Source organism: Nitrospirae bacterium YQR-1 (genome assembly GCA_039908095.1).
In the GTDB taxonomy this organism is placed as follows: Bacteria; Nitrospirota; Thermodesulfovibrionia; order Thermodesulfovibrionales; family Magnetobacteriaceae; genus Magnetomonas.
In genome coordinates this window covers 75,525-98,673 of record JAMOBJ010000008.1, presented here as the reverse complement: position 1 = coordinate 98,673, position 23,149 = coordinate 75,525, and the positions used below count along the sequence as shown (strand labels likewise).

General features: G+C 42.9%; 18 protein-coding genes, 2 tRNA genes and 1 other RNA gene. 4 read left to right on the top strand and 17 right to left on the bottom strand.

Translation table 11 applies throughout. The annotated features are described in order from the left end of the window. From H7844_06280 to H7844_06260, 5 genes are all read right to left on the bottom strand, one after another. A partial coding sequence (locus H7844_06280; GenBank protein MEO5356888.1) for an ABC transporter substrate-binding protein occupies nt 1-596 on the bottom strand: 596 nt, incomplete at its 3' end. 17 nt (nt 597-613) lie between these two features. Continuing rightward, nucleotides 614-3,511 (bottom strand): NHLP bacteriocin export ABC transporter permease/ATPase subunit, encoded by a 2,898-nt coding sequence (locus tag H7844_06275; GenBank protein ID MEO5356887.1) that lies wholly within the window; start codon nt 3,509-3,511, stop codon nt 614-616. Next, nucleotides 3,504-5,615: an NHLP family bacteriocin export ABC transporter peptidase/permease/ATPase subunit gene (locus tag H7844_06270; GenBank protein MEO5356886.1), complete on the bottom strand. Its 2,112-nt coding sequence runs from the start codon at nt 5,613-5,615 to the stop codon at nt 3,504-3,506. Before H7844_06270 ends, H7844_06275 begins: the two co-directional genes overlap by 8 nt. A 69-nt stretch (nt 5,616-5,684) precedes the next feature. Further along, nucleotides 5,685-6,950, bottom strand: coding sequence for an NHLP bacteriocin system secretion protein (locus tag H7844_06265; protein MEO5356885.1), 1,266 nt, complete (start codon nt 6,948-6,950; stop codon nt 5,685-5,687). Between the two features lie 2 nt (nt 6,951-6,952). Further along, entirely contained in the window at nt 6,953-8,539 is a 1,587-nt protein-coding gene (locus H7844_06260; protein ID MEO5356884.1) for a TolC family protein, read from the bottom strand. A 326-nt stretch (nt 8,540-8,865) separates the two neighbouring features. Here H7844_06260 and H7844_06255 point away from each other — a divergent pair, with 326 nt between their 5' ends. Beyond that, nucleotides 8,866-9,105: a hypothetical protein gene (locus H7844_06255; GenBank protein ID MEO5356883.1), complete on the top strand. Its 240-nt coding sequence runs from the start codon at nt 8,866-8,868 to the stop codon at nt 9,103-9,105. A gap of 216 nt (nt 9,106-9,321) precedes the next feature. Here H7844_06255 and H7844_06250 read toward each other — a convergent pair whose 3' ends face one another. The 4 genes from H7844_06250 to H7844_06235 are packed head-to-tail and all read right to left on the bottom strand — an operon-like array spanning nt 9,322 to nt 15,305. Beyond that, on the bottom strand, nt 9,322-12,498 hold the full coding sequence (locus H7844_06250) for a CusA/CzcA family heavy metal efflux RND transporter (GenBank protein ID MEO5356882.1): 3,177 nt from the start codon (nt 12,496-12,498) through the stop codon (nt 9,322-9,324). Further along, nucleotides 12,495-13,631 carry an efflux RND transporter periplasmic adaptor subunit gene (locus H7844_06245; GenBank protein ID MEO5356881.1) on the bottom strand — a complete coding sequence of 379 codons (1,137 nt, stop codon included), beginning with the start codon at nt 13,629-13,631 and terminating at the stop codon, nt 12,495-12,497. Before H7844_06245 ends, H7844_06250 begins: the two co-directional genes overlap by 4 nt. Further along, complete coding sequence (locus H7844_06240) at nt 13,628-14,911, bottom strand: TolC family protein (protein ID MEO5356880.1); 1,284 nt, start codon at nt 14,909-14,911, stop codon at nt 13,628-13,630. The genes H7844_06245 and H7844_06240 overlap by 4 nt, the downstream gene beginning before the upstream one ends. Beyond that, on the bottom strand, nt 14,895-15,305 hold the full coding sequence (locus tag H7844_06235) for a FixH family protein (protein MEO5356879.1): 411 nt from the start codon (nt 15,303-15,305) through the stop codon (nt 14,895-14,897). Before H7844_06235 ends, H7844_06240 begins: the two co-directional genes overlap by 17 nt. A 186-nt stretch (nt 15,306-15,491) precedes the next feature. Between H7844_06235 and smpB the strand changes: the two genes are divergently transcribed. Together smpB and ssrA are read left to right on the top strand one after the other, a co-directional pair. Continuing rightward, nucleotides 15,492-15,929, top strand: coding sequence for an SsrA-binding protein SmpB (smpB, locus tag H7844_06230; GenBank protein ID MEO5356878.1), 438 nt, complete (start codon nt 15,492-15,494; stop codon nt 15,927-15,929). A 7-nt stretch (nt 15,930-15,936) separates the two neighbouring features. Continuing rightward, nucleotides 15,937-16,283, top strand: a transfer-messenger RNA (tmRNA) gene (gene ssrA / locus H7844_06225). 128 nt (nt 16,284-16,411) lie between these two features. On the opposite strand, the gene H7844_06220 is transcribed toward ssrA, so the two are convergent. From H7844_06220 to H7844_06210, 3 genes are all read right to left on the bottom strand, one after another. Further along, nucleotides 16,412-16,822 carry a DUF5618 family protein gene (locus tag H7844_06220; GenBank protein MEO5356877.1) on the bottom strand — a complete coding sequence of 137 codons (411 nt, stop codon included), beginning with the start codon at nt 16,820-16,822 and terminating at the stop codon, nt 16,412-16,414. A 19-nt stretch (nt 16,823-16,841) separates the two neighbouring features. Next, entirely contained in the window at nt 16,842-17,015 is a 174-nt protein-coding gene (locus H7844_06215) for a helix-turn-helix domain-containing protein (GenBank protein ID MEO5356876.1), read from the bottom strand. Between the two features lie 285 nt (nt 17,016-17,300). Next, a complete protein-coding gene (locus H7844_06210; protein ID MEO5356875.1) occupies nt 17,301-17,444 on the bottom strand; it encodes a hypothetical protein in 144 nt (47 codons plus the stop codon). Between the two features lie 514 nt (nt 17,445-17,958). Here H7844_06210 and H7844_06205 point away from each other — a divergent pair. Further along, a tRNA-Arg gene (locus H7844_06205) sits at nt 17,959-18,032 on the top strand. A 441-nt stretch (nt 18,033-18,473) separates the two neighbouring features. On the opposite strand, the gene H7844_06200 is transcribed toward H7844_06205, so the two are convergent. From H7844_06200 to dapA, 5 genes are all read right to left on the bottom strand, one after another. Then, entirely contained in the window at nt 18,474-18,725 is a 252-nt protein-coding gene (locus H7844_06200) for a hypothetical protein (GenBank protein ID MEO5356874.1), read from the bottom strand. Between the two features lie 562 nt (nt 18,726-19,287). Next, nucleotides 19,288-19,385 (bottom strand) — tRNA-Sec (locus H7844_06195). Between the two features lie 48 nt (nt 19,386-19,433). Continuing rightward, nucleotides 19,434-21,230 (bottom strand): Hsp70 family protein, encoded by a 1,797-nt coding sequence (locus H7844_06190; protein MEO5356873.1) that lies wholly within the window; start codon nt 21,228-21,230, stop codon nt 19,434-19,436. Between the two features lie 60 nt (nt 21,231-21,290). Next, a complete protein-coding gene (locus H7844_06185; GenBank protein ID MEO5356872.1) occupies nt 21,291-21,929 on the bottom strand; it encodes a DUF2760 domain-containing protein in 639 nt (212 codons plus the stop codon). 334 nt (nt 21,930-22,263) lie between these two features. Further along, nucleotides 22,264-23,136 (bottom strand): 4-hydroxy-tetrahydrodipicolinate synthase, encoded by an 873-nt coding sequence (gene dapA, locus H7844_06180; protein MEO5356871.1) that lies wholly within the window; start codon nt 23,134-23,136, stop codon nt 22,264-22,266. Nucleotides 23,137-23,149 lie beyond the last annotated feature (13 nt).

The window sequence follows — 23,149 nt, the reverse complement described above, 5'->3', positions numbered from 1 at the left end:
TCTCCGATATTGTAAAAACTATTTAAAATCTTTATAGAGGAATCCTCATTGAGATATGCTACAGCAGCGCTTTTATAATTCTTACTCTTCATGTAACGTATAAATGTCTCCGCAATAGAGTCTGGATTTGGCGTATATGAAAACATCATTGGAATAGTTTTTTTTATTTTATCCGGGATATATAATGATGGAGAGAGCATAAGCAGCCCGCCGATACTGTAAATATCATCCACGGATGATGTGATAAAACTGAGTGAGTGACCTATGACGGCCACAACATCGGTATTGTTCGCTATTTCAGTGGCTATAAGTCTCGCTTTATTTATATCTGCAGAGTCATGTTTTGCAATTAAAACGATCTTTCTCCCATTTAGCATATTAGTACTATTAATCTCCTCAACGGCCAGAGCTACAGCGTTAAGCATATCGACTCTGTAGTTGATTTTATCCCATGAACCGGCCACGGCAATTGTAATATTGTCACGTCCTTTTTTACTCTTTTTATAACGTTGTGAGACTATGCTTGTATCCTCACAGGCAAAACAAAATATGATTATTAATATTGCTATAATGATTCTTATAAAATATTTATACATTGCCGGCATCTCATTATTTATGCCAGTTGCCGCTTAGCCAACTGTGCAAATAAACCGTTTTTTTTCATCAGTTCCTCATAAGTGCCTGTCTCCGCCACAGAGCCCTTATCAATAACAACAATCTTATCTGCTTTTATTATAGTACTCAACCTATGGGCTATAACTAATCTTGTTGCATAAAAGTTTTCAAGGCTTCTGCTTACTATTGTCTGAGTTAAGTTATCCAGAGCGCTGGTGGCCTCATCAAAGAAGAATATCCTCGGCTTTGTTACCATGGCGCGGGCTATCAGGATTCTTTGTTTTTGCCCTCCTGAAATTGTAGAAGCACCCGGTGCAATAACAGTATGCATACCCATCGGCATGGCTTTAATATCCTCCTCAAGGCCGGACATTCTTGCCGCCTCCCATGCATCATCAAGTGTGAGGTTGTTTGCCCCAACAATATTGTTAAAAATATTGCCTGACATCAGTTGGCCATTCTGGAGTACCACACCTATTTGTCTCCTTAACGAGTGAACGTCCAGTGTCTGAATATTGTGGTTATCATAGAAAACAGAACCACGTTGCTGAGTTTCAAAACCCAGCAGCAATCTTAAGAGCGTTGATTTCCCGCTGCCGGATGCACCGGCTATGGCTATAAACTCACCGGAGTTAATCTGAAGCGAAAGGTCTCTTAAAATATACTGACCGCTTTCATGATATCTGAAGAACACATTTTTTATCTCTATATTACCGGTTAGTTCGCCGGGGTCCCTTTTTCCTTCAGTAACCTCGGGGATACTTAGAAATATCGGTTTTGCCCTTTTATATATCGGTATTATCGCAATGATGTTTATTGATACGGCGGACATTTGCAAACCTGCCGCTAAAAACTGGCTGAAGGCTGAAGTGAAAGCAAGGAAATCCCCCGTACTTAACAATTTAAACATATCTTTGTGATAAAACACTCCGTATATTATCATATAGGCTACTACCGGATATATGGCGTTTAGAGCGATAATAATGTTTTTTGCAATTCCTGAATTGAAGTTATAAGTTTTTTGATCCTTAAATTCTTTAGCCCATTGTGCAAATCCTCTCATCTCGGCCCCTGATACCCGAAACTTTTCAATTCCACCTATAATCTGATATAACAACCCGAAAATACGCCCTGAGAGCTCATAAATTCTCCTCTGGTAGTAAACCACAATATACGACAGCGAGCTGGTTATTATTATTATCGTCACCACAATAGCAAGAGCGGTCAATGCCAGCCACAGGTTATAATAAAAAAGGAGAAAGAAACTAAAAATTGAAAATGCCGCCGAAATAATTGCACTTGTAACCGACCCTGTTATCAATTGCCTTATGCCGTCTATGCCCATAGCTCTGTTTGCAAGATCACCGACCGTATATTGCCTAAAGAAGCTCACAGGAAGAGAAAGCAGTCTGTCCCACACTGCAGACTGTAATGAGGCGTCCACTTTTCCTTCAATACGAAGCATAGCAATGGAGCCGGTAAGCTGAAACATAGCGTTTGCTATAGCTCCTACCACCATAGCAAGCCCTATCTGTAAGAGTTGAGAAGTCTCAGCCATCGGAATTATTGAATCAAACACCAATGAAGTACAAAGAGGAATAATCAGTCCTAAAAGCCCCCCTGCAATCCCCATCAACAGCACTACGGCAAAATCTAAAAGATTTTTGAAAGAACTAAACTTCAAAATACTGTATAAGCCCATTGCCTTTTCAGGAAATGGCCGGTAAAACGAATAGGCAAAAGGGGATATTGTTGAGGCAACCTGTTCGCTTACGAGTTGTTTATCTCCCTTTACCGTATCATGTAATGTATAGTGTTTTTTAAACAGAAGGGCGATTGGTTGATTATTACCCTCGAAAAAACCAAGCATAGGTCCGTTGTCCTGTTCCCACCATCGGCCTTTTAAAGCTATCCGTCTTGTTCTGATTCCGGAAGCGCGGGCTATCAGGGATAGCGGGTCTTTTAACCTTGCTTCTTTGGCGGTGGTCCCGGGAGCATTAATTTTAATATCTAAATCGCCCCCGACAAGCCTGCTTGCAGAGAGTAAGGAGTTTTCCGGTTCAGTTGTTATGCTTACAGCTTTTTTCTTATTTAGAATATTGGAAAACCCGGTAAGTGAAGAATCCATCAGAGAGGCGTCTCTTTCTACTTTTCGTTTAAGGCGTTGCTTTTCATATTCCGTCTCGTTGGATATTGATTGTTTGATTGATATAAGCATCAGAGCATGAAAACCGTCAAGGTATGTGCAATCTGGATCAGACATTAAACAGGCTTTTGTATCGAAAGTACTGAGAAGGCATGTATCCTCGAAAGCAATGAAGCTTTTCTCGGAAACAGGGAACATCACCCCGTCCGGGATATGAAGTTTATCTTTTATTCCGGCAAAACTAAGATTGCCCTCAAAACTTTTGATCCAAACAATTTCCTTATCTGTCCTGAAACAGCCTGATTGAGAGAAGCTATATTCCTTACCGGGCTCAATAATGTTTACCATCAGCGGGAGAAGCTCTTTGTGGCAATGATGAAGGAGTTGACGTAACCAACCGTCTATAGCGGAGAGCAATTGCGCTCTGTAAGTGTCGTCCGATAAATAACTTATCACTTTCTCTCTTTTAACTTCCACTAAAGCGCTTCCCGCTTTTCCGTAAGCCATAAGGCCGATATCACCTCCGGCACTTGTGCCGTCATAACCGGCAATCAGCGCTCCGGCATCCAAAGTAAACAGATATTGTTTTCCATGTATATTGCCTTCATTGTCAATCAAAAACGAAAAAATGTCTATACCACCGGCCATAACAAACCACATGCTGCGGCAATCCGACAGAGTTATATGTCTATTTCCGCCCATCTCAATTATCCGGCCATATTTTGTTATTTCACTAATTATCTCAGGCATGTTTAATGAGCTCAGCATATAAACCTTCAATTTTTATCAAATCATTGTGCGTACCTCTTTGCACTATCTTTCCTCTGTCAAGTACAAGAATCTCATCGCAGTCTCTTATTGTGCTCAGCCTGTGTGCAACAATAATACAAGTGCATCCTCGTCTTCTGAGGTTTTCATCCACTAACATTTCAGTCCTTGGGTCAAGCGCACTGGTTGCCTCATCTAAGATAACAATTGTGGGATTTAGTACAAGGGCTCTTGCAATCTCCATGCGTTGTCTTTGCCCGCCGCTGAAATTTACCCCTCCCTCCTCTACCATGCTGTCATAGTTGCCTGCTCTTAAAGCTATTTCGTCATGAATACAGGCGTCTTTTGCTGCCTTTACAACGTCACTTTTTTCAATAGTGCTGTCCCATAAGGTAATATTGTTGATTACCGTATCGTTAAACAAAAATATCTCCTGGTTTACCACAGTGAGAGAATTTGTCATAGTTATACGGCTTATCTCTTTAGCCGGCTTGTTGTCAAAGAGTATCTCCCCGCTCCACGGTTCATATACTCCGGCTATCAGTTTACCGATTGTGGACTTACCGCTTCCGGAGCCTCCCACCAAAGCTACCCTGTTGCCGGGTTTTAGTTTTATATTTAAATTCTCTATCAGCGGGGGCTCCAATCTGCTATAACCAAACTGGATATTTTTAAGCTCAACATATCCCAGTAGTTTAGTTTTATCAATTTTCGGATTATCTTGTTCTATATTGTATGCGGGGTCTATTTCATATTTTAAGACGTCATCAAGTCTGTTTATATCGGCCTCTGTCTCTTGTATAGTGCTTCCCAGCGATACTATTTGATTTATCGGGGTGATAAAGCTCATCATAAGGCCTTGAAAAGCTACAAGCATTCCGGCGGAAAGGCTGCCCTCGATTACCCTCAGGCCGCCAACTGTCAGAATTATTGCATTACTTAACGATGTCAGCAAAACAGGCACTACGTTTAGTCTCTGACTACTTACCCCAAGCTCCTGCTGCGATGTTACAGCCTTTGCCTGATAACCCGCCCATTTGGAGAAAAAATCCGATTCCGCACCGGTTGCCTTAAGTGTCTCAATTGTTTGAAGACCATCCATTGCGCTGCCTAAGAGTTTACCCTTTTCCTGTTGAAGTTTTTTATTTAAGTCCGTTCTTGCCCTTGAGATATATTTTAAAAAGAGAAAGTTTATAAGTGCTGTCAAAATTGCAATTACAGTTAAAACAATGTCGTAAAAAAACATAACAATTGCATAAAACAATATCATTAACAAGTTGATAATATTGGTAGCTAATGTGCCGGAAAGTAATGTAGATATCCTGTCATTAATTGAAACCCTGCTTGAGATGTCGCCTGCATACCGCTGAGTGAAAAACTCAATGGGAAGCCTAAGCACATGCCAGAGGAATTTACTCGATGAGGTGACGGCAAACTTAGTCTCTAATTTAACCAAATAATACTGTTGCAGCCACGTCAACAAAAAGTTTATCAAGGCGACGGCTCCCATACTCCAAAGCAACGGATATATCCATGTTTTTATCCCTCTCAGCAAAATATCGTCAATAAATATTCTGGAAAAAACTGGAATTATAATCCCCGGCACAATAAGAAAGAGGCTGGTGATAACAACATAGGCAAGGGCGGTTTCCGAGCCTTTTAATCTTCCTGCCAGAGTGCGTAACAGATTGGATTTCTCGCCGCCCTTTTTAAAATCAGGTCCTTTTTCAAAAATAAGGATAACTCCGGTAAAAGAGCCGTCAAACTCCTCTGTGGTAAGGCGCCTGGGACCTGAGCCCGGGTCGTTAATGAAAACGGTATCTTTTTTAAATCCCTCTAAAACAACAAAATGATTGAAGTTCCAAAATACTATAGCCGGAAGGTTGGCTTTATATACATCCTCAAGCTCCATTTTATAACCTTTTGCAATAAGGCCGTGCTTACGTGCTGCAATTAGTATATTACTGGCCTTACTCCCATCGCGCGACACTCCGCAGTCAATCCTAAGCTTTTCCAACGGCACGAAAAGCCCATAGTAACCCAATACCATGGCAAGGGCCGCAGCTCCACACTCTACCGCCTCCATTTGTAAAACCGTAGGCGTTACTGCTCTTGTTTTTTTTACAGTGTTGGTGTTCAACTTCTAATCACCCAACTAATCACCCAACACATACTTCTTAAAAAGAGGAATCACATAGCTTACCGGTTTCTGTTCATCTACTATAAATGTTGCGCTACACAGAGTGCCTGATGAAATTTTTAATTTATCGCCTCTGGGTGATGACCATTTATACCCTGAGACCGTGTTAACTGCGGGAATAAAATCTACTACAACAGTTAATGGCAAACCGTTTTTTGTAATCATTTCCACCAAAGTTTTATTATGTAACTTATTCATCATATCCTCGGCAGTTGCCGGATATTCCGACACTTCCGCCACCACCGCCAACATATAACCGTACATATCCTTTTGTGCAGTATCGGGTGATAATTGTACTTTCATTCCTTTACGGATAAGTTTCGCATCGGCTGATGTTACATATACGGTTGCTCTTAGGTTACAGATATTTGATCCTATAAGCTCCAGGGCGGCCACCGGGGTGTTTGCCTGTATAAAGCTGCCTTGCGTGGCCGATATGCTGAGCACTCTGCCGGTATAATAAGATGTAATTGAGGAGTTGAGGTCATATCTGTTTTGAAGTATCTTTATGTTTGATTCCTTGTTCTTTATCTGTTGTAGTAAATTATCCAAAGTTTGGCGATTGGTATTTTCATGTTGGAGACTTTGCACGGAAAGCTGCTCAAGCTGACTTTGGTAATCTTTGATGTTTGAGACGGCGGTATCGTATGATTGTTTGGTAGTTATTAAGTCCTGCTTGGTAATAAGTCCGTCTTTTAGCAAGGCCTCCTGGTCTTTTATTTTTTCAGTAAACCAGTCAATTTGTTTCTTAGTATTGGCGATCTTTTTTTCATAGGCGGATTTTTGCGTTTTACTATATTCCAACGACAGCTGAATATCCTTATTTTCGTAAGTTTTTGCCTGCTCATACTGTTTGTTTAACACATCCAGTTCTATTCTTGCATTTTTAATCTGGCTTAATAAATCCATTTGATCCACTCTGGCCACCGTCTGGCCGTTATAGACAATGTCTCCCGGGGTTATTCGAATATCGGATATGTAGCCGCTGGATTGTGAAACAATATCCACCACGCCACCTGTTTTCATTATCAGGCCGGTTCCGTTGAGTACGGTCGGGATTGTCCCTAAAAACCCCCACAACACGGTTGTAATTATTATCAAACCAAGGGCTAAAACGGCAACCCATCCGATGGGAGAAGTGGTTGTCATCAATTTGTCCAGCTCCTCCGGAGATGATAGTCTTTCAATAGAAGCCTTTCTGAATATTTCCGATGAACCCATGATCACTCCACGTTTATATTTGGTAGCGATATAAGATTGCCTATATTATACATAAATTTACCTTCACCTTTTGAAAAAACAGTACCTGTTTGATATCTGACAGTTATTATTGAGTTAAGCAGGGCATTTTCAGCATCCAACTCGGCAAGCCGGGCATTTGTCAAATAATTTTCCATATCAATCGTGCTGTTTAACGTAGCGGCCCCCATGCTTAGTTTCTTATGCTCGTTATCTGCTGCTTTTTTATAATAACCAACACTCTCATGAGCCTCCTTATATCTTCTTATGCTATTTCTGTAGAGATTCAAAGCGTTTATAACATTAGCTCTGATTGTTATAATAGTGTTATCTACATTAAGCATCGCCTTTTCATATGCCGCCTTCTGTTGTATGAAAGCGCCGGTGGCTTCATTGTTTCTCAAAGGAAAGTTAAGGCTTATTTGTGCAGAGGCATTTGGCCCAGCCACGTTTTTACCATAAGCGGTAAAATAATCACTAAAAGAATCTCTCTCCGACAATCCGTTATATCCACCCGAGAGCGTCAGGTCAAGCTGAGGCAGCATGTTTTTTTTTGCCGCTGCCATCAATATAACCTGTGCTTGAGCCAGCATTTTCAATGAACCTAAATCATTTCGTCTTTGTAGTGCAATTTCTATTAGTTGTTCGTCTTTAGACTGTTGCAGTTCAGTAAGATTATCATACTTAACACCTGTAAAAGATGCCGGCGTAAGCCTCCAAATCCTGTTATCTTTAAGTCCCATCATAGTACCCAGATCAGCCTGTGCCTGCACAATATTCTGCTCGGAGCTTATTCTGCTTGCTCTCTTAGAGGCCAGATTTGCTTTCACCTGCTCTATGTTTGCCGCCGGGAGGTTACCGTGCTCTATTAGTTTTTGGGTATTTACAAGTAATTGTCTTGCTCGGTCCTCGGTTTCTTTGTATATTTGCAGGGTAATAAACATCTTATACAGTGACCAGTAGTATTGAACTGCCTGTGCTACCTGTTGGGCAACAAAGTTATTCTGATAGAGTTTACTTGCATCATAGTTAATTTTTGCAGCTTTTTCGTTGGCTGCCACAACGTCCGCTCCAGAGCCCTTTAACAATGGTATGGTTACGTTAAGCGAAAAAGAAGCCATATTTGTTGTATCTGCTCCTATTGAATAATAGGCGGCTTTTGACAGAGCATTTGTCTTTGTAAGTTCAATAGTCGGTGATACGCTTATGCCTGAACGAAACTTCTTACTTACGCCCATAGAATACTCTGCTACATTTTCCCTTGTTGTAGGAGATTGGAGTTCAGATGCTTGATATTTTGTGTTTGGAGTTTCTGTTCTTGCATACCCAAAAGTGCTTGAAACGGTTTCATCGAAAGCTCCAACCTCGCTTTGCCACGCTCCCCTGGCTGAATCTACATCCCTGGCGTTTATCTGTATGTCGAGGTTATTGGTGATAACAGCATTTACAACATCAAACAAATGCGTCTCTGTGGAATCCTCTGCATATGCATTGGTGCAATAAATACTTACCGCTAAAGAGCATATCAGATATAAGATAACAAACACTTTACTTTGAGACAAAATAAACATTTTTTACCTTCAGTTATCTGATTACCCCTTACAAGCCAAACACCGTAAGGTAAGCTTGTGTCAATCTCTTCCAATATTATTCGTTCTATTTCCAAAATGTCAACCTTTATATATAATTTTTTCGAATTACAGGAGCTACAGCATCTTCCCTGAGTTTACTTTTTTCGTTTAACTTTATTGGCTTGTTCGAAAGCTCCTTGACGTCTCCCCTAAAGGGAATTCCCCTGTAAGGGGAGGTGTTGCTTTCTCCCAGCCGCCTGTGTTATACTTCTGATGCAACTTAGTATTGCTGTTCTTATAAAAACGTAAGCAATGTGGAGGTGTCTGTGAAACGATTATTTCTGGCATTACTAATTCTAATGTTTACAATAATTTTGCCGGCATGTAGTGGTGGCGGCACAGGGGCAAAGGAGCTTTTTGACACGGCGGAGCTTGAAATGGTTCAAAACAACAAAGAACACGCTGCCACACTTTATCAGGAGATACTGAAAAAATACCCTGACACAGACTATGCTAAAAAAGCACAGGAAAAACTGGCACAGTTAAAAAGTCCAGGCACAAAATAGCAAACTAATACTAAGTTGCCTTCAATCGATTAACTTTGTTGGCATCATCACAGGCTCCGGGGTGTACTCTCCCTAAAGCGACTAAACCTTGGTGGGGGTCGAGGGGAATCATTCCCCTCGCAGGAAGGGGTAAAAGGGGAAGGACCCTGTCCTTCCCCTTATTAATTTTATTTTTTTGATTGCTACTTGGTATTACATCTATGAAGTTGCCTAATATCACTCCTCTAACAAACGGCTTTTCCAGATGGAGTAAATAGCCGGGTAGATGATTAGTTCAAGAATGGTTGATGTGACAACACCACCAACCATAGGAGCGGCAATTGTTTTCATCACATCCGAGCCTGCCCCTGTGCTGAAGAGAACCGGAATAAGACCGGCCAGTATTACGCTGACCGTCATTATTTTAGGGCGGATACGTTTTACGGCTCCATACATTATGCACTCCCTGAGGTCATCTTTAGTTTTGAGGCGTCCCTCGTTTTCCCACTTATCATGTGCCAGGTCCAGGTACAGAAGCATTACAACTCCCGTTTCTGCGTCAAGGCCGGCAAGGGCTATCATTCCTACCCACACAGCAATGCTCATGTTGATATTCAGAAAATACAACAGCCAAAACGATCCCACAAGGGAAAACGGCACTGCTAAGAGCACTATGAAGGTCTTTACCACTGATTGCGTATTAAAATAAATCAGAACAAATATAATAAATGCAGTCAGCGGAAGAACTATTTTTAACCGCTCATATGTCTTGACAAGATACTCGTACTCACCGCTCCACTTCAGGCGGTAACCGGAGGGTAACTGAACGGCTTTTGCTTTTTCTTTTGCTTTTTCCACGTATCCGCCCACGTCGCTTCCTGAGTAATCCACATAGACGTAGGAGACAAGAAGCCCCTCCTCGCTTTTAATGTTGGTTGGCCCTTTTACAATTTCAATATCAGCCAGCTCACTCATCGGAACCCTTAGAAGTCCAGCGGACTCCGCCACGGAAGCGCCGCCCATGCCGGAGGCGGCTGGTTTCTTATCAGGCATCATAACAGGAACAAACACTTTACCCAGGTCGTCAATGCTCCGGCGGAGGTCCCTGAAGTAGCGCACATTTACCGGATACCTTTCCCTGCCCTCAACCGTGGTTGTCACATTCATGCCTCCTATGGCCGACTGTATCACCATCTCCACGTCCTCAACCGTAAGGCCGTACCTGGCCGCCGCTTCACGCTTGACATTGAAATCAAGGAAATAGCCCGTCATAACCCGCTCGGCATATACACTCCTTGTGCCAGGTAAGTCCTTTATTGCCTTCTCAAGGTCAAGGCCTATCTGTTCCAATTCCTCCAGCTTAGGCCCTAGCACCTTTATACCCACAGTTGTGCGAATCCCCGTTGCCAACATATCTATCCTTGCCTTTATGGGCATTGTAAAGGAGTTTGACACTCCGGGAACACTCAAGGCAGAGTTCATTTCATTTTTTATGCTCTCAACCGTCATGCCTTCCCGCCACTGTGACTCAGGTTTAAGGTTAATCACCGTTTCAAACATCTCAACCGGGGCAGGGTCTGTGGCGGTTTCGGCACGCCCCGCTTTGCCGAAAACCTGCTCAACCTCGGGGATTGCTTTTATTATCTTGTCCTGGAGATTCAAAAGTTTGGCTGACTCTGAAATTGACAACCCGGGCACTGTCACCGGCATATAAAACAATGTTCCCTCATACAACGGGGGCATAAATTGCGTTCCCAGTTTTTTGTACGGATAGATGGTTAAGGCCATAATGATAACAGCTGCAAAGATAACAGATTTCTTAAATCTTAGTGAAAACCTTGCAACCGGCTCATATACTTTATGCAGCAGTATGTTAAGCGGGTTTCTCTCCTCAGGCCGAATCTTACCCCTGATAAAGAGTGTCATAAGAACGGGAGTGAGTGTTACCGCTAAAAAAGATGAAAACAGCATCGCAAATGTCTTAGTATAGGCAAGGGGTTTAAACAGCCTTCCCGCCTGTTGTTGTAAAGTAAAAACCGGCAAAAACCCCACCGTTATTACAAGTAATGCAAAAAACAAAGACGGGCCTACCTCTTTGGCCGCCTCAAGGATAACTTCAAACCTGCTTTCTTTTGAGCCGTGAGATTCCCACTCATCCAGTTTCTTGTGTGCATTTTCCACCATTATGATTGAGGCATCCACCATTGCGCCTATCGCTATGGCGATACCGCTTAAGCTCATTATGTTTGATGTAACCCCCAAATATGACATCGCTATAAAGGACATTATTATGGCAACCGGCAAGGTCAGAATTACAACCAGAGCACTTGGCAAGTGAAACAAAAACACTATGCAGACAACACTTACGGCAATGGAGAGCTTGATAATCTCCTCTTTGAGAGTATCAATTGCCCTGTGGATGAGTTTCGAGCGGTCGTAGGTGACAACAATTTTAACTCCCTCGGGCAGACTTGGCTCTATATCTCTTTTGATTTTTTCCTTAACACGCTCTATAACACTTAAGACATTTTCACCAAAGCGCACTACCACTATGCCTGCTGCCACCTCGCCTTTGCCGTCAAGTTCGGCGACGCCGCGGCGAATCTCAGGCCCCAGCCCCACCTTCCCGATGTCCCTGACATACACAGGGGTGCCCACACTGTTTGTACCCACAGGGATATCCTCTACGTCTTTTAAGTTTTTGATATAGCCCCGGCCTCTGACCATGTACTCCGCCCCGGAGTACTCCACAACACGTCCCTCTACGTCTTTGTTACTTTTCCTTATGGCCTCGATAACCCTGTTTAATGGAAGATTAAAAGCCAACAGGCGGTTAGGGTCTATACTTACCTGGTACTGTTTAACAAACCCGCCCACGCTTGCCACCTGTGATACGCCACTTACACTCTCTATGGCAAGCTTTATGTTATAGTCCTGCATGGAGCGAAGCTCGGCAAGGTTATGCCGGCCTGAGTCGTCAACAAGGGCATAGGAAAATCCCCAGCCGAGACTTGTGGCATCCGGGCCCAGCACAGGATTAACGTCCTGGGGCAGCTTGCTCCTTACCCCCTGCAAGTACTCCAGCACCCAGCTCCGTGCCCAGTAAATATCCGTACCCTCTTCAAATATCACATAAATGAAGGAGCTTCCCAAAAACGAATACCCGCGCACTGCGCTAACCTTTGGAGCGGCAAGCAGTGTGGACGTTATCGGGTAAGTGACCTGATCCTCTACAAGGTCGGGACTCCTGCCGCTCCAGTCGGCATATATAATCACCTGTGTGTCGCTTAAATCAGGTATTGCATCCAAAGGGGTACGCTTTAACGCCCACAAACCCCATATTATTAAAAACGTTATAAGAAGGAATATTACAAATTTATTTCTTCCGCTATACTCAATAATCTTTGCTATCATTTGCCCTGCACCGGCATTATGCCCTTAAGTTGTGCCTCTGAGTCAAGAAGGAAGGAGGCCCCTGCGGCAACCCGCTCTCCGGTCTGTAGCCCCTCCGTGATTTCTACCATCGAATCGGCTTTGATTCCAACCTTGACTATGCGGGGGGCATAATTGCCCTCTCCCTTATCCACATACACCAACTGCCGTTTGCCGGTGTCAAGGACAGCATCCTCAGGCACGCAGAGCCGCTGTCCCAGCTCTATCGCAAGCTCCACATTGGCATACATCCTGGGCTTTAACAGTCCTTCAGGGTTTTTTATGATAAAGCGCACTTTGGCAGTGCGAGTATCCGCCGATATGCCTGGATATATGTAGTCCAGTTTGGATTTTATTACTTTACCCGGAAAAGAACTTAATGTGATATTAGCGCTTTGCCCTGTTTTAATAAGCGGCAGCTCGTTTTCGTAAATATCCGCTATAAGCCACAGGGTTGAGAGATCGGCAACGTCAAAGAGTTTCTCCCCGGGCATCACTTTCATTCCCTGCACTGCACGCTTTTCTGTAACAAAGCCGCTGACAGGACTAAAGATGGTCATGGTTTTGGTTAACTGCCCCTTTTCCTCAAGGCGTTTAATCTGGGCATCAGTTATATCCCAAAACCTGAGCCTCATTTTAGCAGCTGCCACTATAGAGCCGGTATCTTTGGCAAGCATATCGGAATATGAGGATTCCCCGGACTTTGTGCCGTCATTTGCCCCGTGTGTGCTCTTAGCCCAACGCGATAGGTTTAAAAACTCCTGTTGGGTGGCGACAATTTCGGGGCTGTAGAGTTCCACCATAGGCTCACCTTTTTTAACATATCTGCCGGTGTAATCCACGTGTAGTTTTTCTATCCAACCCTCGATTTTAGTATTGACCGTGGCAAGCCTCTGTTCGTCATATTCCACAGTGCCCACTGTTCTTATGGTTTTGGTAAATTGTTTTTTGGCGGCTTGCACAACTTTTACGCCGATAAGCCGCCGTTGAGCATCCGGCACCTCTATCGTTGACTCCTCAGTGTCCGCCGGCGTTGAGTTATCTGCAGCACTAAGCATATATGGCAGGAAAATTAGAAAAATCAGAAAGATTGAGAAAAACGTGTTTTTTTTCATTTCAACTGCTCCCCTTTTGCACCGGAGGTAAGCGTCTCCGCCCCAGTGACAGCCTCTATCTGTGCAATGGCTTTTTCCCTTTCAGTGTATTGTTTATTATAGAGAATTTCGTAGTCAAGGAGTGACTTTAATCTTGATACCACAGTGAGCGCATCGCTCTTGCCTGAGATATAACTGCTCAGGGAAAGTTCAAAGTCCTGATATGCCTTTGGTATCATCACATTTTGGTAGAGGTCAGTGAGTGTCTCAGCGGCTTTAACCATAGAGAGAAGCTCTCTGAGTGCCGATGAGACCATGTACTTGTATGCGTCAAGCTCATGTGTTGTTGAGGATGCTTCAGAGCGTGCCTGCATCACACCCATCTCCTGCTTCTGTTTATAAAATATTGGGATATTGACGGTTGCGGTAAGAGACCACATGTCCTCAAACGGGGGTGTCCTTTTAGCCACTGCGGCACTAAGAGTAACGTCAGGGTAAAACTCCTTCTTAGCCATAGCGATTTTAGTTGCTGCGACTTCCAGCATCTTTTCACGGGCTTTTATTTCAGGGGAGTTGTCATAGGCTGCTTTTATCAATTCTTCCAGAGTGTGCTTATAGGAGACTACCGTTTTTTTGACAGGTTTTCCCAGCGGAGAGTTCACCTCTCTGCCCATTGTTACATTAAGCATTCCCTCAAGGCTCTGCAAGCGTTGTTTTTCCATTATCTCTTTTTCAATAGCCATATATTTTTCAGTCTGAGCCATCAGGACGTCCTGTTGGGAGCCCATGCCGGAAGAGTATCTGGCAAGTGCGGCATCCTCAACCCTTGAAAAAAGAGTCATCCGCTTTTGTATAGTATCAACAAGGAGCGTGGAATAAAGCAAACTGTAGTAGAGTTCCTTAATCCTTGCCACGGTGCGAAACTTTACACCCCTGGCTGACTCCTTAAGTGAGAGGCTCTCCTTTGTCAACATTTCCTCTTTGAGGGCAAGTTTGCCGGGAAATGGAAACGTCTGTGACAGGGAAAACATCCACTGTGCGTCCTGCATCTCCCCGTAAGTATATCTGTTCCATGATTCATTTTGGTAACCAAACATAAACATCGGGTCGGGGAGCGCACCAGCCTGTGGGATTTTGAACTCAGCAGTGAATACCTTCTCGTTTGCCATAAGCACTTCGTGGTTTTCTATCAGCGCCTCTGTAACTAATGTGTCAAGGTCAAGCTCCGCTACGGCAAACGCAGGAGTAGCCAAAAGAAAAAATGCAATTAATAAAATGGGCGTTTTACTTAGCATCCACATTGTACTTTGCCGACTCAGTCTTGCCGTCTCTGGTTATTTTAACTGCTATATTCCAAGCGCCGGCCATAGGCAGAGTCATTGTTGCAATGTATTGTTCAGCATTGGACTTCGCTTTGGCCTTGTAATTCATAGCGGGCATTCCGGGCATGGCGGGCATCGAGTATTCCACTACAACCTTTGCATCTAAAACGTATTTGCCTTCCATGTCTTTTATCTCTATGGTTGCTATGTTGTCTCCAACCACAGGGTCACCCTTGTCAAGTGTCATTGCAACCGTATATTGTCCGGCTTTGCTTGTCATCTTTGTATTCTTTGCTTCTGAGCCTGTTGCTGTCAAAGCAAACGTAACGACCATTACCAAAACAACCATCATTATTTTTCTTAAATTGTTCATCAATTGTGAAACCTCCTTTGCTTTTATTTCCCTTAATCCGGGGTTGTCTATTTTAACACAGTCTAAGTGTGTATTATAAAAAGTAATTGTGAAGAAATTATGAATTTGTATATGTTCTCCCAAAAAACCAATTATCTTCAAATATATCAGTATCAGTTAAGTTTTAAAAAATGTTATAATAAAGTTATGAAACTAGCGGCTCAGAATAAAAAAGCGTACCATGATTATACAATAGAGGAGAGCCTTGAGGCAGGGCTGAGTTTAAAGGGCACAGAGGTAAAGGCCATACGAGAGGGCCGGATAAATTTAAGAGACAGTTATGTAGTAGTAAAAGACAAAGAAGCATTTTTACTGAATTGCCACATAAGTCCTTACAGCCATGGCAATATAATGAACCATGAGCCTCTGAGGACCAGGAAGTTGTTGTTGCATATAAAGGAAATCTTAAAGTTGACAGGTAAGAGTGCCCAGAAGGGGTATTCGTTAATCCCGCTTAAGGTATATTTTAAGGGGCCCTACGTAAAGGTGGAGGTAGGGTTGGCAAAGGGTAAGAGACAGTATGAAAAGCGGCAACAGATAAAGGAGCGTGATATACGGAGAGAGATGGACAGAGAGATGAGTTAAACGCTATGGGGGCGTATGGATTCGACGGGGGTTATGAGGCTTAAGCAGCATGTCGTGTTTCCGCGGTCACGTAAAAAAGCGGAAAAACTTACAAAAGCCAACGACGAACTGGCACTTGCCGCTTAAATAAAGCGGCACGCATCCCCGGAAAAGCCTGCTATTTGGGAGATGCGTCATAAAGCGGGCTGGCGTCTGAGGGGGGTCCCTGTATCAGACGTGAGACCTAAGGGAATACGGACACTGAGAGCCTGTCTGTCGGCGCTTTAGTGTCTTAAAGCCAAAAGACAGGCTAAGCATGTAGCGGCTTAAGAGTAGTACTTTCGGACGCGGGTTCGATTCCCGCCGCCTCCACCTTTTAAGTGTTTGATTTTAAAGGATAATATTTGCTGATACACTATGGCTAAAGGCTCATTAAGATATAACCTTCTAAATCAAAATCCATTTTTATTTTATCAATTGCCATTTTGCTTCTCACTATTGCCTTATTCTTGAGGTGTTAGCTTCTTTATAAACCGCTCTGTTGTCTTAAAATAATCCTTGACGGCGTTTGTATCAATTATAAACCCTCTGTAGTAGCCGGCAATATGTAAGGCCTCATAAAGACGTTCAAAGTCTTTTAACAGTTTTCCGTTATGTACCGACACATATTTTTGTAAGGCTGCCCTGTAACCATCTACAGAGTTTGGTAGTTCTTTGACGGTTAATCCTTTCTTTATCAACACCTCATTTATGGCCTCTAAGACAGCCAAATAAGCCGTTCCAAAGGCTTCTCTTACAGGTTTGGTATCGGCATAAAAGTCGCCATCTACTGGAATTTTGCTTAACAATTCCCGTGCATTGGCCAAATACCTTAAGGCCTCTCCTGGTGTGTGCGTTTTTGCTCGACGTGCCATATCAATTACTCCTGAAATGTCAGTTTCTTTTACTTTGCTCTATGAATGTATCTATGTCTTTTTTATCAAAAAGAGTTCGCTTACCAATTTTGACAGTTTTTAATACATCTTTTTTCATCAGATTATACAGTGTTGCGCTGCTTATTCTCAGGTATTCTGACGCCTCTTTAATATTTAATAAATTACTATCCATATAAACATTATAAACCCTCTACCACAACATGTCAATTAGGACTCGCCGGTGATAATAATCTGGTGAGCTTTAATGGAAAATAAAGATGGAAAAACAAAAGATGGCCTATGGAAATGACGTGCTATTAGTAGTGTTGGTAACTCTTTGAGTTATCAACACTACTAACAAGCACTTTAATAACTCTGCGAGTTATTAACATTCCCACAGGCTCTACTGCTAAATTTTTAGAGAAAATTTAGAAAAGAAAAAAGAGGGCTTGCATTTCAACATAGTAGCAACCCTTGCTCAGTTGAGCTGTTTTGCGCCTTGGGTTGTCTTCCACAGCTTTACCCGTAAGCTACTATCTTTACGGCGAATGAGGATACCGATATTTAAATATTTCTTTTCTTCTAATTTTCTTCTTCTTAACCCCTCCGGTGATTTCTCCATTACCAGAATTCCTTTTACCTTCAAACACTTTGCTATCTTTTCTTACCTCTCTTTCGGCTTTCAGGGGCATTAAAATACTTGACAAATATTTAATGATATGATACTTTAAGTTTCTCCTTTACTTCACACCTCCTCAAAAGAACAGGCTGTGTCCCCCTGCACAGCCTGTTTTCTAATCTATAAGGATTGTAATGTGGGCGGCTAAGGTGTTTCAAAACCTGTTACCTCGCTTTAAGTAATGTTGTATAGAGTACCGGCAAATCTCAATGAAGGTGCAAGTGTTCTAAAAATTAAGATATTAGTACGATCGGCCTTATTGTTTTAACTTTTTTTTAAACTTTTTTGCTAAATAAATTTAAACTTAGATTAATTTATTTCTGTTTTCACACCCGTTTCACTTTGCTCTGCGTTTTCTTGTAATTTCTCATCGCAGGTGCTCGTTTATTGACATTTACCGGTGTCCCCATAATTTAATTGACAACAGTAAAATAAAACTTGTAAACTGAATAAGGCTGCCCTCTTAGCTCAGCAGGATAGAGCACAGGATTCCTAATCCTGGGGCCGTGAGTTCGAATCTCGCAGAGGGCACTCATAATATTTCCTTATTTTATAATATAAGTATTTTTGTTTAAACGGCGGGTTCTCTGGTGACTAAACTAAACTGGTCAAAATGCTTATCAAAAGCGAATGCAGTTTGAATACCCGTTCGATTTATAAAAACATAACTGGTACAATCTGTAAAACTCCAAGACTTATCCTGGCGACTATCAAAAACATCCCAAGCGCCATTAAAGTCCTCTTCCGTAATCTTCATGACTTTTGTAGAGAGTAATTTCCGAACATTTTTACTTATCTCTAATGCAAATTATTTGTTTTTTTGAGTCATAGCTAAAGTCAGTAGTTCATCTATGATGTAATCAGTTAGAACAAGTTTCGGACGGGAATTCTTGAACCATTCTAAGGCGCTTTGATGTAAATTATCGTTGGGGTTAAAAAGAGCAAAAAGAGCGGAGGTATCTGCAAATACCATCATTTCACTCCTGATAAATAATGATCATGTTTTATGGAAATATCTTCTGGAAGGTCGTCGGGACAAGCGCTCCATATAGCTTCAAGGGCTGTCATTGCTTTACTGAATTCATCATCATTGAGTCTATCCTCAATGGTTTCAGGCAAAACTCCATATGAAGCCTGATTCTCCCCTGTCTCAACAATTGCAGACGGAGCTACTTTTGATTTTGTGAGAGATTCTCCAGTTTGAATAATATTTAAAAGTGCCATATTGTATAAATTATAACACAACGTAAAAATAATTTCACATTTTAGTAAATCCTGTCAGTAACAGAGTTGCTCTTCAAATAATAAGAATCTTTTGATTTTTTTGTTTGAATAATACGTAGTAATATACTTCTCGTTAGAGCGGCATTTCATGACCATTTCGTTATAATTTACTTCTATTTCACCCTGATACTTTTGACTGCAACTTGGTATAATGTGTTTACTTAAATGAAAAGGAGCAAAGAAACAAATAAGATTAAAAATAATATCGATATTTTATTTTTTATTGTTATGATTTGTTTTGTTTTTCAGCTCAGAAATCATCTGGGACTTTATATTTTAGGTATAGATGGTTTTATATTAACAATAAAGAGTATTTGGGCTCTTTTACTCTTTGGTGTATCAGCATTTGTGCCATTGCGGTAAAGCTTGCGGCAGATGAGTAAAACTATGGCATTTATACCAAGTTTCATTCAGAAGTAAATACAGGCGTACTTTTAGTACGTATAGGAGCTTTTGACGAAGCCAACAAAGTTAATCGAATGAATGCAACTTGGTATTAATTTGGCGAGAGCGTGTGGGAATCGAACCCACCCTTCCCACTTTTGGCAGGAAACACCGGATTTGAAGTCCGGGGGGGACACCAGAGCCCCATACACTCCCAACGGTTGTGGCTATTACAATCAGAGAAAGATAACTGAAGGGTATGTATCAACCTTCATCCCTTGCGTTAAACTCGAGTTTCCACTTATTTTTACCGTCAGTGGATTCGCAAAATATTGATAGTGTGCCTACTTCTGTTAAATATAAATGTAGTGTTACCGGTACGAGAGCACCGGCATTTTCCTCCGCCGGCAGGGTAGTCTCAACAGGAGATAACTCCTCTATTTCACCGCTAATCCATTCATCCACAATAGCCCCCACAGTGTCGTCTCTTCTTACTGTTGAGCTGAAAAACCTGAATTTCACATGCTCTCCGACTACCAGGCCAAATTCCTGCCCCGGCACCCTCACATCTGTTCCCTCCTCCATCCCTATCGGACACACACACAGTGCCTTAACCGGGGGCTCCATACCGGGCACTGCCGGCATTGCCGCCTCTAACCCTATGTAATATGAGCGGCCGGCTCCACCCCTTACCCTGATTCCATTACCGCGCTTTGTATAACCGTAACAGGATGCTCCCTGAGAAACCGCTAAGTCAGGCTCCGTCCCCTCAAGAACGGTAATCGTCTCCCCCTCAGGTAACTCCAGCCAGCCGCATATTATCTTAATAAGTCTCTCCCTCACAGCAGCAGCTTTTGTAACTCCTCCGTTGAAGAGAATCTTAGTCGGTTTAATAAACCCTCCGTCCTGATGTGCATGGCGGCTCAAAAACTTAGCCAGATGCCTGGTCACTGCTGAATCAGATGCATAATTAAGGCCGATTTCCTTAAAACCTGATGAGCGTTTTTCAACAGGCATCTCATCAATTGTGATAAAAGGAAAAAAACCATCTAAAATCGCCGTTTCAAGGTCTCCACGGCTGAGCTCCGTCTCTATTGTACCTCCAATAACCGACCTGCCCCTTCCCAACACCGATATCTTATAGCTTTCCTCCGCCTCAGCATTGTTTAGCATGATCTCCTTTGCTTGCCGTGCACCGTGAACTAATCCCAACATCTGATAGTTATCCAGGCTGACGCCGCGGGCGGAAAATTTCTTTTTTAATATGAAAGCTAACATCAAATCCATATTATCGCCGCCCAGAAGAATATGCTCCCCAACCGCTATCCTGTGAAGGGACAGCTCCCCTCCCTCTTGCTGTACCTCTATCAAGGTGAAATCCGTCGTGCCGCCCCCTATATCACAAACCAGCACAATATCACCCACTTTCAGGGTTTTGCGCCAGATATCCATGTGTTTGTTAAGCCAAAAGTAAAAGGCTGACAGGGGTTCCTCCACAAGGGTTACATTATTTAAGCCGGAGATTTCCGCTGCCTTTACTGTAAATTCCCGGGATGCGGCATCAAAAGACGCCGGCACCGTCAGATAAATGTCCTGAGCACTTAATTGACTGGTTTTACCAAAATGTGCATCCCATGCCGCCCTTATGTGAGACAGATACCTCGATGATGCCTCAAGCGGCGATAACTTTTGCACATCTTCAGGGGAACCCCACGGAAGAATCGGCGATGTTCTGTCCACAGCTGCATGACAAAGCCACGACTTGGCTGAGGATATCAACCGGTTTGGCAATTGTGCTCCCCTCTTGCCGGCATATACACCGGCAACCGCATCGGTTGGGCTGCCCCATGGCAGAGCAAAGCTGGTTTCAGGTTTTTCCGACTCTGTTGGAATGTACAGAAATGACGGAAGCATCATAAATTTTTCCACCACACCTATTTCAGTTATCTGTGGAATCTCAAATACTACAGGTGCCGGATTGGGATCCTCCGTATCAATGTAAGCTACCACTGTGTTAGTAGTTCCAAGGTCTATACCCACAATGTACCTGGACTTTGTCATAGTTTACTACCTCGCTTACGTTTTATAAAAAACGTATTTCTTATACACACTGTCGATACCTTATAATATTTCTACCTCTGCCGGCTCTATGACAAACTGGTCTCTGCCCTTTAGGAGTTCAGGCAATTTGTTCTCGGCAAGACGCCATCCTGGATGTATAACTCTGCCTGAAAAAGGTGGATTTGTCCCAGCGTTGCCCGTCAATGTAATAGTGGAAGGGTCAAAACCGGATGAAACTGTAACTCTGTGTCCCTCCATCTGCTCCATTATGGGTTCCACTCTGAGATACTCGACCAGGGCTTCTTTGCAGCCGCGATGAATGCTCCGCACTGCCTGTCCTATTTGCGAGTCTGTGAAGTCGCTGATATCCTCCTGCAGGAAGTCAATGAGACGCCCCTTTTTCTGCAACACTGAAAGCACCTGCGCAACCTTTGCATCACAGGCCGGCAGAGCCGCCTGCTGTGGATGCTGTTGTACCTCTTCAGCGCCCCGCGATATCGTTGTGTTAAGAAAAAACATGACCGCTGCATAAACAACTACGGATGTCAGCACAGCGGCAATTGCAGATACGATAACAATAATTTTAGTGCTTTCAATTTTCAAGCCGGCAACAAGAAGTAACGTGGAAATTATACATACTGTGATAATTAAAGTTGTGATTCCTAAGAGTCCTGCTTTATTTGTTATTTGGTTTCCCATATAGGGACCTCCTTACAGTGCAAAGAATTTTTCCATGATTAAGGTATAAATCATAAATGAAAAAGCTCCGTTTTGTCAATCACTTATACCAAGTTGCATTCAGAAGTAAACACAGGCGGCTGGGAGAAGGGGACGCCTACCCTTTAGGGGAGGCGTCAAGGAGATTTCGACTATGCCAACAAAGTTAGACGATTGAATGCAACTTGGTATTAGTAGTGATTAGTTACAAGCATTTTCCATATCCCAAACACTGTGGAGCCATCTGTAAGCCTGCTCCAACAGAGAGGATATAGCCTGTGCCACACTTTTTATAATAGTTCCGCAGCCCTGTGAATCAAACTAAACTATAAGACGAAAGAACCTCTTTTAGTTTATCCCTGTTGGGCTTTGACATCTCACAGAGGGGCAGTCTGAACTCCTCCTGTATCTTACCCATCATGGCAAGCGATGTTTTTACCGGTATCGGGTTGGTTTCTATAAACATGGCGGCATTTAATATGTCAAGTTTGTAGTGTACGGCAAGGGCATCGGCAATGTTGCCGCTTTCAATTGCAGCACACATCGAGGCCACCTCCTTAGGCATGACGTTTGCGGATACCGATATTACCCCCTTACCGCCAAGCATCATAAGTGCAAAGGTTGTGAAGTCATCGCCTGATATTACAGTTATCTTATCCCCACAAAGCCTGATTACCTCGCTTACTTGTCTCATATCACCGGAGGCTTCCTTGATTGCTACGATGTTTTTAATCTCAGCAAGCCTTGCCACAGTCTGTGGCAGCATATTCAGAGCGGTCCTGCCGGGAACATTATACAGAACTATTGGAATATCAACTGCCTCGGCTACCGCCTTATAGTGGCGATACAGACCTTCCTGAGAGGGTTTGTTATAATATGGGCAGACCAGCAAAGAGGCGTCTGCGCCAAGTTTCTGAGCCTCTTTGGTCATTTTAATGGTTTCCTCGGTGGCGTTTGCCCCCGTGCCGGCTATTACGGGAACTTTTTTGTTAGCAGCTTCAATTGCCGCCTGTATAACACGGTAGTGCTCGTCATACTCAAGCGTGGCCGACTCCCCTGTGGTTCCGCAGGGTACTATTGCCGATGTGCCTTCTTTTATATGCCACTGAATTAAATCACCATACGCTTTTTCATCAAATTTACCGTTTTTAAACGGTGTTACTATCGCAACAATTGATCCTTTAAACATACCCATTTCCTCC

Bases quoted from the DNA above. Each gene is read 5' to 3' on its own strand.
- H7844_06275 (MEO5356887.1), bottom strand. From the start codon at position 3,511: ATGCCTGAGATAATTAGTGAAATAACAAAATATGGCCGGATAATTGAG.
- H7844_06270 (MEO5356886.1), bottom strand. From the start codon at position 5,615: ATGGAGGCGGTAGAGTGTGGAGCTGCGGCCCTTGCCATGGTATTGGGT.
- H7844_06265 (MEO5356885.1), bottom strand. From the start codon at position 6,950: ATGGGTTCATCGGAAATATTCAGAAAGGCTTCTATTGAAAGACTATCA.
- H7844_06260 (MEO5356884.1), bottom strand. From the start codon at position 8,539: ATGTTTATTTTGTCTCAAAGTAAAGTGTTTGTTATCTTATATCTGATA.
- H7844_06250 (MEO5356882.1), bottom strand. From the start codon at position 12,498: ATGATAGCAAAGATTATTGAGTATAGCGGAAGAAATAAATTTGTAATA.
- H7844_06245 (MEO5356881.1), bottom strand. From the start codon at position 13,631: ATGAAAAAAAACACGTTTTTCTCAATCTTTCTGATTTTTCTAATTTTC.
- H7844_06240 (MEO5356880.1), bottom strand. From the start codon at position 14,911: ATGTGGATGCTAAGTAAAACGCCCATTTTATTAATTGCATTTTTTCTT.
- H7844_06235 (MEO5356879.1), bottom strand. From the start codon at position 15,305: ATGAACAATTTAAGAAAAATAATGATGGTTGTTTTGGTAATGGTCGTT.
- smpB (MEO5356878.1), top strand. From the start codon at position 15,492: ATGAAACTAGCGGCTCAGAATAAAAAAGCGTACCATGATTATACAATA.
- H7844_06220 (MEO5356877.1), bottom strand. From the start codon at position 16,822: ATGGCACGTCGAGCAAAAACGCACACACCAGGAGAGGCCTTAAGGTAT.
- H7844_06215 (MEO5356876.1), bottom strand. From the start codon at position 17,015: ATGGATAGTAATTTATTAAATATTAAAGAGGCGTCAGAATACCTGAGA.
- H7844_06210 (MEO5356875.1), bottom strand. From the start codon at position 17,444: ATGGAGAAATCACCGGAGGGGTTAAGAAGAAGAAAATTAGAAGAAAAG.
- H7844_06200 (MEO5356874.1), bottom strand. From the start codon at position 18,725: ATGGCACTTTTAAATATTATTCAAACTGGAGAATCTCTCACAAAATCA.
- H7844_06190 (MEO5356873.1), bottom strand. From the start codon at position 21,230: ATGACAAAGTCCAGGTACATTGTGGGTATAGACCTTGGAACTACTAAC.
- H7844_06185 (MEO5356872.1), bottom strand. From the start codon at position 21,929: ATGGGAAACCAAATAACAAATAAAGCAGGACTCTTAGGAATCACAACT.
- dapA (MEO5356871.1), bottom strand. From the start codon at position 23,136: ATGTTTAAAGGATCAATTGTTGCGATAGTAACACCGTTTAAAAACGGT.